General features: G+C 49.2%; 11 protein-coding genes. 3 read left to right on the top strand and 8 right to left on the bottom strand.

Going from position 1 to position 11,961, the window contains the following annotated elements; translation table 11 throughout:
• Window positions 1-114 precede the first annotated feature (114 nt).
• Both FCL42_RS10035 and FCL42_RS10030 read right to left on the bottom strand, forming a co-directional pair.
• On the bottom strand, window positions 115-1,107 hold the full coding sequence (locus tag FCL42_RS10035) for an AraC family transcriptional regulator (protein WP_136863271.1): 993 nt from the start codon (window positions 1,105-1,107) through the stop codon (window positions 115-117).
• A gap of 305 nt (window positions 1,108-1,412) precedes the next feature.
• The gene (locus FCL42_RS10030) at window positions 1,413-2,795 is read right to left on the bottom strand and encodes a Na+/H+ antiporter NhaC family protein (protein WP_136863270.1); all 1,383 of its coding nucleotides are present in this window, start codon (window positions 2,793-2,795) and stop codon (window positions 1,413-1,415) included.
• 755 nt (window positions 2,796-3,550) lie between these two features.
• On the opposite strand from FCL42_RS10030, the gene FCL42_RS10025 reads away from it, so the two are divergent.
• Window positions 3,551-4,507, top strand: coding sequence for an alpha/beta fold hydrolase (locus tag FCL42_RS10025; RefSeq protein ID WP_136863269.1), 957 nt, complete (start codon window positions 3,551-3,553; stop codon window positions 4,505-4,507).
• Window positions 4,508-4,567: 60 nt separating this feature from the next.
• Here FCL42_RS10025 and FCL42_RS10020 read toward each other — a convergent pair whose 3' ends face one another.
• Window positions 4,568-5,893: an SLC13 family permease gene (locus FCL42_RS10020; protein ID WP_136863268.1), complete on the bottom strand. Its 1,326-nt coding sequence runs from the start codon at window positions 5,891-5,893 to the stop codon at window positions 4,568-4,570.
• Window positions 5,894-6,041: 148 nt separating this feature from the next.
• Between FCL42_RS10020 and FCL42_RS10015 the strand changes: the two genes are divergently transcribed.
• Complete coding sequence (locus tag FCL42_RS10015) at window positions 6,042-6,746, top strand: SDR family NAD(P)-dependent oxidoreductase (protein ID WP_136863267.1); 705 nt, start codon at window positions 6,042-6,044, stop codon at window positions 6,744-6,746.
• 146 nt (window positions 6,747-6,892) lie between these two features.
• Here FCL42_RS10015 and FCL42_RS10010 read toward each other — a convergent pair whose 3' ends face one another.
• Together FCL42_RS10010 and FCL42_RS10005 are read right to left on the bottom strand one after the other, a co-directional pair.
• Window positions 6,893-7,378 (bottom strand): GNAT family N-acetyltransferase, encoded by a 486-nt coding sequence (locus FCL42_RS10010; protein ID WP_136863266.1) that lies wholly within the window; start codon window positions 7,376-7,378, stop codon window positions 6,893-6,895.
• Window positions 7,379-7,453: 75 nt separating this feature from the next.
• Window positions 7,454-7,879, bottom strand: a complete 426-nt coding sequence (locus FCL42_RS10005; RefSeq protein WP_136863265.1) for a hypothetical protein — start codon at window positions 7,877-7,879, stop codon at window positions 7,454-7,456.
• A gap of 516 nt (window positions 7,880-8,395) precedes the next feature.
• Between FCL42_RS10005 and FCL42_RS10000 the strand changes: the two genes are divergently transcribed.
• Entirely contained in the window at window positions 8,396-9,847 is a 1,452-nt protein-coding gene (locus tag FCL42_RS10000) for a methyl-accepting chemotaxis protein (protein WP_136863264.1), read from the top strand.
• Window positions 9,848-9,909: 62 nt separating this feature from the next.
• On the opposite strand, the gene FCL42_RS09995 is transcribed toward FCL42_RS10000, so the two are convergent.
• From FCL42_RS09995 to FCL42_RS09985, 3 genes are read right to left on the bottom strand one after another with little or no spacing between them, the layout of a single operon-like run.
• A complete protein-coding gene (locus FCL42_RS09995) occupies window positions 9,910-10,308 on the bottom strand; it encodes a VOC family protein (protein ID WP_136863263.1) in 399 nt (132 codons plus the stop codon).
• A gap of 36 nt (window positions 10,309-10,344) precedes the next feature.
• Window positions 10,345-11,379: a murein transglycosylase domain-containing protein gene (locus FCL42_RS09990; protein ID WP_136863262.1), complete on the bottom strand. Its 1,035-nt coding sequence runs from the start codon at window positions 11,377-11,379 to the stop codon at window positions 10,345-10,347.
• Between the two features lie 28 nt (window positions 11,380-11,407).
• Entirely contained in the window at window positions 11,408-11,905 is a 498-nt protein-coding gene (locus tag FCL42_RS09985) for a MarR family winged helix-turn-helix transcriptional regulator (RefSeq protein WP_136863261.1), read from the bottom strand.
• Window positions 11,906-11,961 lie beyond the last annotated feature (56 nt).

Here is an 11,961-nt window from a genome sequence, read left to right as displayed (position 1 = left end):
AGCACCGCTCAATTACGCCAATCAGGGTGGCAAAATTCGCCAATAAGAAGAAATGTGATCGACAGCCAATATATTTGCCAAAATCAGCAATTCGCTATATTCAGGGTTGTAGCCTTATTTCCCTTTATATTCTGATGGGCATTTACCAGTCCATCGTTTAAAAGATCTGCCAAAGCTTTTCACATCCGTAAAGCCGCATAAATCGCTAACAACTTGCACCGTTTTATTGCCTTGTCTTAGATAGTCTATAGCCTTTAATTTTCGCACATCGTCAAGAAGATGCTGATAACTGCAAGCTTCTTCTTTTAGCTTTCTACTCAAAGTTCTCTCAGACATCCTTAACACTACCGCTATATCGCTTAATGATGGAAAGTCTCCTTGGCATTCCTTTAATAACTTTCGCACTTCTGACTCAATATTACCTTGGCATTTCATTTCATCTATCAAAGACTCAACCAAAGACAGCATGGCGTTATTCACCCTACTATCAGGGTTCCTTATGTTTCGGCCATTTTCCAACTTTGGATAAACAATCATTGGCTTCGGGTGATTAAAGCGGACCTCACAGCCGAAATGCGCCTCCAAAGCCTGCTTGTCATCATTTTCCTTTGCGTCCAAACAGATCCATGACGGTTGGCTGGCTTCAGGGCACAAGATGCTCACGGTTCTGTATAAAAATGACAAACCACGCTCAACATTAAAACGATAATAAGAGGTGTCACCTTTGTCAGCTACGACTGTTTTATAAATAAATTTACTATCGGCATCATGGTTAACTTCTAAAGGTAAATAAAATAGTCTTTCAGATAGCTCTTTGTATCCATTAGTCTGGTCGGTATTTTTTGACGACATGAGTAGTTGCCCGAAGGGTCCGAAATTATAGAGTTTCAGAGCTTTCCCAACCTTAATGCCTGCCAACTTAGGATCTATAGATTGTAGCAAGTTCTTATGAAAGCGATTTACTTGTGATTCATCAACCATGAAATAGGGATCTGTAAAGAAGTCTCTCTCCAGACCGGTTCCGTCAAGTAAGGTGCTTTCTTCAACTTCTCTACCAAAAATATCTAATTCCAGTTTAAGTAGATGAGAAAGATATTTCTTAGTCATTCCCGCCCCTCCAAGGTATACAGCATTGACTCTGGCTTTTTAAGTCCAGATTCATAATTGGGTTTTGATGATACACCAACCCCACTGTAAACAAACAAGTAAGCTTAAAGTATGCGTAATAGATCTCTACTGAGGCAGCATAAATTTAACGACTATGACTATAACCGTTGGATAATGCGCACTCAAAAACAACAAAGCTTGCTAATGCAATCTCAGACCCATGACAAACCCCACTTTTTCAAAGTGGGGTTTGTCATGGGTTTAAAGCCGCCTAGATAGGCGGCTTTCTCATAGTTGGAGCCTTGTTAAGCCAACAGTACAAAGCCAAAGAAGGCCAGCACTGCGGCAAGCAGAGCATAAGGCAGTTGAGTTACCCCATGGCTCACTAAGTTACAGTCAGAGCCCTGCGCGGCCAATACCGTGGAGTCAGAGTAGAAACACGCCTGACTGCCAAAAGAGGACGCCGATAACAGCGCACCAATGACCAGCGGAATGTCCGCCTGCATCGAGACTGCCAGCGGCATCACAATTGGGATCGATACCGCAAAAATGCCCCAGCTGGAACCGGTAGCAAATGCCAGACACGCCATGGCCACAAACACCACCGCCGGTAGCATCTGTGCGGTCATGTAGGGGCTGAGCGCTTGTATCACGTACTCAGTCAGATGCAGCATGTCGCACACATCTTTGAATACGAACGCCGCAGTTACCGTACCAATGGCCGGCAGCATGCTCTTCACGCCGTCAATCATCTGATCCATCATTTCAGACAATGGCATCAAACGCTGCACTGCGTAATAGGGCAATGTAATCGCTAAAGTGGCAATCAACCCCAACCAGATATCGATGCCAAAATAGATAGTGAAACCCACCAGCAGCAAAATCGGCACAAAAAAGTTGTGCAGCTTACCGTCGCTATCGGCATTGGCAAATTCGGTCTCAATCGCCTTTGCAGCATACTCATCTGAGGTTTGCACCTGATCCAAGTCCACCTGCTTTAGCGCAGGGGCACCCTGCATGGCTAACTGCTGGGCCTTTTTCATCGGTCCAAACGCCGGAATAATGCCGGTAATCACCAACATCACCATAGCAACCGCCAGCCATGGATAAAGCATGTAAGGAATGGCTTCCATGTACACTGCGATACCCTGCCCCTCTGCGGCCACACCGTTATCTACCAACAGGCCGCCGAAAAACACCGCCCAAGTTGACAGTGGGATCAGCACGCAGATAGGAGCTGCGGTAGAGTCCACCACATAAGCCAGCATCTCTCGAGACTGCTTATATTTGTCGGTTACCCGCTGCATGGTAGAGCCTACGGTCAACGCATTGAGGTAATCATCAATAAAGATGATCACCCCCAGCACAAAGGTCATAAACAGTGACGACTTAGGGCCTTTGGCGAATTTCAGCGCCAAACGACCAAAGGCATTGGCGCCACCGGTTCGAACCAATAGGGAGATAAGGGCGCCAAAGCTACCACACACCAAGAACAACCAACCGATGGTCTCATCGCCCATAACGCTTAATGAGATGTCGGCAAAATTACTCAGTACCGACTTGGGATCCACCAACAGCAGACCTACAAGGGTACCAATAACCAGTGCAAAGATAGGACGACGTAGCCAGATGGCCAGGATTAATACCACCGCAGGTGGCACCAGACTTAACGATGTCAGAGTAGACATGCACTTAAATCCTCGTAATGTAATGCCTTAAAGGGCTTGTTACAGGAACAGTGCCAATTCGCCGGTTATTTTGTTGACCGAGTAAGTTAAGTTGAATGTAGAGGCACTGAACTTCTGCTTTATATTGGGGCCTGCCTCCAGACGGTCAATTTGCCGCTTTTGTAAGTGCCTTGGTCAAAACATCGAGCGGAATTTAAATCCGATTTCAGGGTGAGTCAATTTAATTTTTTACTTGATCGAGTAAAATTTTTGTTAACAACAAAAGAAACAACCCAGCTTTAATAACAACCCCGAAATCACCCTTCCAATATCCGGCTAATGCCTTGATATCATAGGCTCTGCTAGTAGATTGCCGATTCATAAACAGCGACAATGAAAACTAACGTTTTCAAACATTTTATTGATAAATCCCAGCAAATTGTTAATGCCATCTCTCCGCTCATTTTAGCCTGCATGGAGCCATGACTTCGACCAACGTCAAGTATTCCACCTATGGGCACAAACCAAACTGAGCATTTACTCTAAACACTGATCTGGCGCAACAAATCTCGATACACAAGCGTGTACGTTAGCCCTAAGAGACGTCGAGCAATTGGCGTCTTAGAAAGCATTTTCTAATTTGCAGCGTTAGCGTGTACGGCCGACCGTGTTTACAGTCCGTTCGCCCTAAGGTCGCATAGATGGCAGGGAAGATGCCTTTCTAATTTAAATCAATGGGCTACATAAGAAATCTTTCATAGTTTAAGGGAACCGTTATGAAGAAAAAGCTAACCATCACTCTCGGCGTGGTGCTGCTGTTACTCTCCCCCATTTTGTACATCATCTATGCCTTGACGATGACTGGCCCCATGCCCGATGACGAGTTTCAAAAGCAGTTACCCACCATTGTGAGTAATCTAGAAACCAAAATTGAGGGCGATGGCGAAGAAGCCTTAGTGATGATCCACGGCTATCCAGACAGCTTAGAGCTATGGGACAAACAAGCGGAGTACTTTAAAAAAGACTACACCGTGGCTCGTTTTACCCTGCCAGGCTTCGAGTTGAATGACAGTGGCGAGCGCCCAAGCTACAGCATCAAACAGATTCGAATGATCACCGATGAGTTCATCAAACGCCTAAACAAAGACAAAGTAACGGTACTGGCCCATGACTGGGGTGCGGTTTATGCCTTTAAATACCTTGAACAAAACGATTTAGTCGACCGCGTCGTACTCTTTGATATTGGCAGCTTCGGCAAAGAGGAGCGTCCAGCCATCAATGTAAAGTACACCTTCGCACTGGCTGTGGCCTGGAACCTGCCTGAATCCTTAGGGGAAAAACTGGCGCTGTACACCGCTGGTAGCATCTTAAACATCACCGATGTGGATCCTAATAAGACCGTGGACGACCTGCGTCCAGACCCACGCATGACCTACCCCTACTACCACCTTTGGAATGCGGTACTGACCAAATCCATCGGCAAATCCGCCGAGGTGGAGGAGTACGCCACCCCATTCCTGTTCCTATATGGCAAAGACAAGAAAGTATGGTTCCACGCCAAAACTTGGGAACAGCAAGTGGTCGAGCTAGGTAAAGGTCAGGTAGATAGCCTGCCTGGTGGCCACTGGTTTATGCAATCTTCACCGGATCTGGTCAATCAGAAAGTGGAAGCTTGGTTAACTCAAGGCCAAACAGAGAAAGTGGCCAATTTGGAAAACACAGAAGCTCTCTAGTCAGAAGCTTTGGCCAAGTAGTGATTAAGGGCAAGCGTAACGCTTGCCCTTTTTTGATGACTACCAGTACAACAATCCCACCACACACACCAGAAGCGTAATCGCTTTTAAACGATACCCCAGCGGCACCATCTCTTTGGTGGTGACCACGCCAGCGCCATACAAGATGGCATTGCCTGGCGTCGACGAAGGTAAGATAAACGAGCTAGACCCACCCACGGCCAAAATGATGGCCACTTGAGCCAAATCCAGTTGCAGCGGCGCAGACAGAAACAGCACAAAGGGACCCCAGATAGCAACGGTGCCAGAGTTACTGACGAACTCAGTAAACAGCATGATGGTCAGCAACATGCCCAAGATGTGAATCTCTCTGGGCAGCGCATCGATAAAATCACTCATCTCAACGATAAGGTAATCCGCCAGCCCATGGGTCCTCAAAATGGTACTTAAGATCAGTGCGCTCACGAAGATGCATACCACCGACCACTTAATTCCTGCCAGCAGTGACGACACTCTGTCCTTAGCGATGCGCGCCAACAGGGGAATACTAAGCCAAGGGATGAGCGTCGCCACCACTCGGCCGGTTTCGCCGCCATAGCGATAGCAGCCAAACCAAGACAGTAATACCAGTGCAATGGCACCACATATCCGCTTTTGCCGCGGGTTTAGTGAAGGGGCTGTTGGTAAAGGCTGTTCCAGAGCACCAAACTCTGGCCGAAATACCCAAGCCGCCATGATGGCACCCAACGCCGTAATACTTAAGGTGATGGGCAGCATCAGCAGCGTCCACTCAGACAGTTCAATGTCAGTTAACCCAGAGACAATCAAACTGGTGGTACTGCCAATGATGGAGGAGATGCCCCCCATGGTGGCATAGAGAACAATTACCACACCGATGTATTTTTGCAGCGGTGTCCCTCGCTCTCCCGGAGTGTAAGGCGCTAGGCTCAAGGCGATGGGAAACATCAGCGCCACGGTAGCGACGTTAGTGACCACCATGGAGGTGACAAAAGCCAATAGCGCAAAGCCCATTAACGCCAAAGGCTGACTGCCTCCACTGAGGCGAAGCACCGTTGCTTGGACCCAATTCCCTAGGCCGGCACGGCGAAATAGGTGAGCAAACACAAACCCGAATACGAAGACGCTGACCACCGGATTGAACGCTTTGGTGGCGACCTCCTCCATCGAGACCGCCCCCAACATCAGGCCGACTATGGGCACCATGACCCCAGCATGTATCGGTTTTAGCCAGGAGGTTGCCCAACAAAAGATGGCCAGTACCAACAAGCCCAACGCCTGAAATTCAGAGGTTAGAGGTGTCAGCAGCAATAAAGACAGTGCTGCAATCACAATGCTGAAAAGGGAGGAGTGACGAATCGTAGCCATGACTTACCGGTTCAAACAAAAATCGTGCAGAGTGTAACCAAATCAGATTCAAAAAACTGAGCCTAGGTGCACGCCTTTGCTACCGCATCAGAAATCTATATCTCAATTTTGTCCGTAGTAATCACTAATTTTGGTCTTGGAGTTTGGCATGAACATTCTCATCATCGGCGCATCCGGCGGTATTGGCCACGCTTTGGCGCTGAGCATTAGCGAACGTTACCCAGAGGCTCTGATTCACGGTACCTATGGCAAACACAAACCCCATAGCAACACGCAGATTCACTGGCATGCGCTGGATTTGATGGACAATCAGGCCATTACTCAGCTTTGCCAACAGTTTACCCGGCTAGATTGGGTTATCTATGCCGCGGGAGTGCTGCATCAGGAAAGACATCGCCCCGAGAAGAGCATCAACCAGTTCGACAGTGAGTGGGGCATGACCTCACTGCAGATAAACAGTTTGGCTCCCTTGCTGGTTGCCAAGCATTGCCAATCTGCGCTCAAGCAAAGCCTTAATAGCAAATTTGTGGTGCTCTCTGCTCGAGTAGGTAGCATAGAAGACAACCGTCTTGGCGGCTGGTACAGCTACCGCATCTCCAAAGCGGCCCTTAACATGGGGATGAAAAGCTTAAGTATCGAGTGGCAACGAATGCTGCCCAACTGCGGTGTGTTGATGCTGCATCCGGGCACCGTCGACAGCAGACTGTCCAAACCATTCCAACAGCGACTGCCTCAAGGACAGCTGCAGCAGGCCTCGGATTGCGCCAACGCACTCATAAAAGTCATTGAAGATACGACCGCTGAAACCAGCGGCCAGTTTTTAGATTACCGAGGGCAGACGATCCCTTGGTAGAGGCTCTTGGGTTTGTCGACCTTTTAGCCCGACACTCAGTTGCCTGGCCCTAGATCAATCGTGTAGATGACTTAGATAGCAGGCAAAGGAAGGCCGGGCGTGCTGCACAGCCTGACTAACCTTTGATCACGGAAGTTCAACCGCCCCTAGTTAAGGGGCTTCTCCCAAAATTCAGCGCCGCCCATCTTAGGATCCAGCTCATAAGGGCTGAAACCAAATTTGCGGTAACTGGCGCACGCTACGGTATTACCGCTGAGCACTTCCAGAGTCATCTTGCAGCAGCCACGTTCACGGCCGATTGCCTCCAGTGCGTCCAACAGCTTGTGACTTAATCCTAGGCCACGAAACTCAGGATTTACGGCAATATCATGCACATTCAGCAGTGGCTTGGCTTTAAAAGTAGAGAAGCCCTCGAACGCATTTAGCAGGCCTGCAGGTTGGTCGCCAACGTAAGCGATAAGGCTAATGGCATCAGAGCGCTTTGCCAACTCGCCGGTAAGCTGCTGCTGAGTTGCCTTAGCTAATGGCTCTGCGCCCCCCATAGGATCTTGAGCGTAGTTATTTAGCAGCTCGACCAGCTGCTTTCCTTGTGTTTCATCATGATAATCTACACGCACAATTTCGATTGTCATCTGCTTCCCTTTACGCAATTAAAAAGGCGAGCTTATAACAGAGCTCGCCAAGGTATAAGTGAAATCATTTCCACATTAGATAACGCATTGGCCTGCGGCCTTGGCTTTTTCAATGCCCCGCTCAATGAGAGACTCTGCCTGCTCGTCCCCAAGTGTCGCCATCATGCTATTCACAAGCTTATCGGCGGTCGATTCTGAAGTGGCGTCCACCAAACAGCTATACGCATTCGCCACATGCTCCTGCACCTCAGTCAGCGCCTCCATGTCAGCGAAATCCACATTAACCGCCTCCTGCAACGACGCCGCCAACGCCTCGGCCGAATCGGCAGCTTCGCCAAACTGTTCAAGATCCAGCTGGCTCAAGTCCAGTGACGCCATCTTCTCCTGCATGCCATCGACGGCCGCATTGGCAGCCTCTTGAGCTTGATCAATCGCCTTAGAGGCGTCTTCACAGCCCGCAAGGGCCGCTACAGCAATGAGTACCGCTATCTGTTTTCTCATAATCATATTCTTTATACAAAGGTTGAGATTATCGACAGTCTAGAACAACGAAGCAGCGAAAAAACAGCAATTTTATTAGTTTGGGGTAGTTGCACTGTTGTGGTTATTTTTTCACAGCAACCCCCTGATGCTCTTAAGTAATTCCGAAGAAAAGATAAGCAAAACAATATCCACATCTAAGCAAGACTTAAATACTGGTCAATTATCACGCATTTGAACGTCATTTCTATCAAATCCGCTAAAGATCTTGGATTCACAGGACGATAACAACTTAGAGGTGAGCCAGATTCAAGCGGTGATCACCAGCAGTAAGTGATGGCAACTTGCTGTATTTATTTTACAAATCCGGAAACCACCACCTGCAAGAGTGGTGCCATTGGCAAAGCGGATTATGAGTATCGTGATCAAAATTACCAAAATGTAATTCAGTTAGAATTTAATGTTGCCCCCTCGTAGTGGCAAAAATACAATCAAACATCACGTGTTTACACCAATATCAAGGCAGAATGGGGTCACATGAGAGAAGTAGAATTCAGAACGATAGATAAGCTATTCATCAAGCTCACCTTAAATGAGAAGTTTTGGATGCTGTTCCTAGTGGCCGCATTGGCGGTAATGGGCGTGGCGTTTAAGGGGTATTTGGATCTCAACCACCAAGCAGAACAAAACAGCGTTGCCTTTGCTGACGGCCAACTAAATGCTGCCGTGAATGCCCTTAATCGGCTCGATGGCGACGCGCGCTTTCAAGCTGAGAAAGCTCTAGGGATTACAACAGGCCAAGGCGCAAACCCACCGTATCAACGCCAAGGGGATCGCATCACCGTAAGCGCCCAATTGGCCAGTGGTGACTACGCCCAGCTCACCCTCAACGCTCCTAAACAGGAAGCGGAGTTAAAATCCCAAGCACTGACTCAACTGGGGCTCTCCTCGCTGCTACTGATTCCATTGGCCCTGCTTAGCTACTGGTTTGCAACCTTCCTAGGCGGCGCCCTATGGGTTAAACACCAAGCCATTCAACGAATTGCCGACGGTGACCTCACCTCCCGCCTGGGTTTCCACCTTGGCCGAGAAGAGTTCGGCATCATTGGTCATCAGTTGGACCGCACCATGGATACTCTGAGCGAACTGGTTAGCACCGTGCAAAGCAGCTCCGCCACCCTGAATCAGAGCGCCTCGGTTTTCAGTGAAGATAGCCGCAGTAGCCAGCAGCAGATCACCTCTCAATACAGCTCACTGGACTCCGTTGCCACCGCAATGGAAGAGATGAGCGCCACCGCCAAAGACATTTCCAGCCTGGCTCAGCAAACCAGCTCTCGTTTGGAGCAAGATGGCGAGAAGGTTGCCCAAAGTAATGAGAAGGTGCAAAATGCCATCGTTCAAACCACTGAATTGGCAGATAAAACCGACTCAGCTTCGGTAACAGTCAATAACCTGACCCTAAAGGCGACAGAGATCAATGAGGTGATCACCACCATCAACGCCATCAGCGAGCAGACCAACTTGCTGGCACTTAACGCCGCCATTGAAGCCGCTCGAGCCGGTGAGCAAGGCCGAGGCTTTGCGGTGGTGGCCGATGAGGTTCGTACTCTGGCCAGTCGCACACAGCAGGCCACGGTAGAGATTCAGGCGATGATCGACAACCTGCAAACGGAAACCCGCGGTATTGCCGACATCACTAGCCATACCCTGAAACAAGCTCACCATAGCCGCGAGCTGATCAGTGACATTGGCCAAGATGTGAATGACATGGCGGACTCTGCCCGTAAGGTGATGGAGATGAGCGCCCAAATTGTGGCGGCAGTAGAGCAGCAAACCGCAGCCGCCAACGAGATCGCCTCTGAGCTGTACGACATTCGGGGTCAATCCACCGCCATTCGCACCAACGCCGAGCAATCCGCGGTGAGTGTCAGTGAACTGGCAGAGAGCTCATTGCAGCTTGGTGAAATCCTGAAAAAGTACCGTACCTAGGCGACCCGCTAACACTTAAAAGCCAACCAAGAAAAAGAGGAGCCTGCGCTCCTCTTTTTTGTCTAATCAAGTTTTAACTCCACCACATTACCTTCGGGATCCTTGATGTACACCGAATGCCCAAACCCAGTGGCGCCATAACGCTCTTCAAAAGCGTCGGTTTCAATATGATGGTGATTAAGGTGCGCCAACAATTGCGACTGATTCACGCCGGTCAACCGCAGACAAAAGTGCTCCAGATTACGACCATCCTGCTGCGGTGGTTTTCCCCCCAGACGGCCAAGTTCGCTGTCCACTGTCACCAGATCAATCAGGGTATTACCCGCACGAAGCTGGGTTAATCCAAGCTCAGGAGGCAGTTGACGCTCCACAGAACACCCAAGGATAGATTCATAAAACCTCAGCATCTTCGGTAAATTACAGGTTCTCAATACAAGATGATCGATTCCGATGATCTTCATGGCTCACCTCCTTGGCTCAGGTTCAACTAAACGGCGCTACCGGTATTTAGGCTGCTTGCTGGCCACTTTCTTTAAGTAATTTCGGGTCTCTTGGCGAATGTGGCGGTTGGTAATAAACCAATAGAGATCCTTCACCGACATCCGGTTGATACGTTCAATCGCCCGCCGCTGATTGCCTCGAGAGTCCAAACTCTTCCACAGGTTGCCACTGCCACCGTTATAGCTGGCGATGGTGGCGTATTCCAGTTTAGTTGGATGGTTGATGCCCTTGAGGTATCGGCTCTGCAAAATCTGAATGTAGCCTGCCGCCACCTCAATGTTGTTCTTGGGATCATAAAGGTATGCCGATGACGGCGTGTGTTTGTAGCCTTTGTGAATGGCAAAGTAATCACGCCCTGCGGTATTGGCTTTGATCTGCATCAGCCCCAGCGCGTTGGAGCGCGAACGAGCCTTAGGGTTAAACGCACTTTCGGTCTCCATGATCGCCATCATCAGATCAAACTTAACTCGATGACGAGCGCCAGCCGCCCTAACCCACTGAGCATACCTGCCGCCAGCAATCTCACTGTGATTGTTCACCAGAGGTATGGTCACTTGATAACGGCCATCATCAGTAGATGACGCTTGGGCCAGCACATGATCCGCATAACGATTGGCTCGCCATTCATAGGCGATAGGCTGACCATCGGTATCGACTATTTGCCCATAAAAGAATGGCTTAGCCTTACCTTGTTTAACTAAACCAAACTCCTCGACCAAGTTAACGTACAAATCACTGGGGTCAAATTGAGTCAGAAGTAGCTGTTTGACTGTCCATTTAAGCTCGCCCAAGCCCGCTGCACTGACCGAGATGGCACCACGGCGAAAGTCCACCACTGTGTGGCTGCCGTTGTCATACTCCACCGACATCAAAGCCGGATCGTCACCCAGTTCATCTTGTTCTAACGAGCTGCCTTGGCGTTGATACTCTTTGAGCAGCGCCGCCACATCGGCATCGTAATGCTTAAAATCAAGGCAGAAACCAGCACTCGGAATGAATGCCAGCAGCAAAAACAGGTGGAGGATTCTCATAGCTTGACCAGTAAGCAACTAACGAAGCTCAACTGCCTAAGTTGGCCAGCAAGGTTTGACACAGCCGTTTCAGTTCCATCGCCTGCTCCGGGCTCATGTCTGCTTTGCAGGCCAGCTCTCCCGGTACCGATTGGGCTTTGAATTTCAGTTCTAGGCCAGCCTCGGTGATGGAGATTAACCGCACTCGCTCGTCCAGCTCACTGCGGCGACGCTCCACGAACCCTTTCGCTTCCAGCCGCTTAAGCAGCGGTGTCAACGTGCCGGAGTCCAAGTACATCTGCTCTCCCAGCTCCTTAACGTTCATCTGTTTGTGTTGCCATAGCAACATCATCACCATGTATTGCAGGTAGGTCAGATCGATGGCATCCAGCAAAGGACGATAAGCTCGGGTGACCGCATTAGCGGCACTGTAAAGAGGAAAACAAACTTGATTATCAAATAGCTGAGCGTCTACCACTTGGCTTTGTTGCGCTTGAGGCGAGCAGGGTTGCGCAGACTGATGATTGGGAGATTTCGAGTTTGGCATAGACACCTCAGCATTATAAAAGTTGTGCACAATATACTTGACAACTGCCTTGCGCA

Source organism: Ferrimonas aestuarii (assembly GCF_005116665.1).
GTDB classification, from domain to species: domain Bacteria; phylum Pseudomonadota; class Gammaproteobacteria; order Enterobacterales; family Shewanellaceae; genus Ferrimonas; species Ferrimonas aestuarii.
The sequence above is the reverse complement of the archived record's forward strand: the minus strand, read 5'-3'. Positions and strand labels throughout refer to the sequence as shown.

Excerpts from the sequence above, each read along its gene's own strand:
- FCL42_RS10035 (WP_136863271.1), bottom strand. The coding sequence starts at position 1,107 with ATGACTAAGAAATATCTTTCTCATCTACTTAAACTGGAATTAGATATT.
- FCL42_RS10030 (WP_136863270.1), bottom strand. The coding sequence starts at position 2,795 with ATGTCTACTCTGACATCGTTAAGTCTGGTGCCACCTGCGGTGGTATTA.
- FCL42_RS10025 (WP_136863269.1), top strand. The coding sequence starts at position 3,551 with ATGAAGAAAAAGCTAACCATCACTCTCGGCGTGGTGCTGCTGTTACTC.
- FCL42_RS10020 (WP_136863268.1), bottom strand. The coding sequence starts at position 5,893 with ATGGCTACGATTCGTCACTCCTCCCTTTTCAGCATTGTGATTGCAGCA.
- FCL42_RS10015 (WP_136863267.1), top strand. The coding sequence starts at position 6,042 with ATGAACATTCTCATCATCGGCGCATCCGGCGGTATTGGCCACGCTTTG.
- FCL42_RS10010 (WP_136863266.1), bottom strand. The coding sequence starts at position 7,378 with ATGACAATCGAAATTGTGCGTGTAGATTATCATGATGAAACACAAGGA.
- FCL42_RS10005 (WP_136863265.1), bottom strand. The coding sequence starts at position 7,879 with ATGAGAAAACAGATAGCGGTACTCATTGCTGTAGCGGCCCTTGCGGGC.
- FCL42_RS10000 (WP_136863264.1), top strand. The coding sequence starts at position 8,396 with ATGAGAGAAGTAGAATTCAGAACGATAGATAAGCTATTCATCAAGCTC.
- FCL42_RS09995 (WP_136863263.1), bottom strand. The coding sequence starts at position 10,308 with ATGAAGATCATCGGAATCGATCATCTTGTATTGAGAACCTGTAATTTA.
- FCL42_RS09990 (WP_136863262.1), bottom strand. The coding sequence starts at position 11,379 with ATGAGAATCCTCCACCTGTTTTTGCTGCTGGCATTCATTCCGAGTGCT.
- FCL42_RS09985 (WP_136863261.1), bottom strand. The coding sequence starts at position 11,905 with ATGCCAAACTCGAAATCTCCCAATCATCAGTCTGCGCAACCCTGCTCG.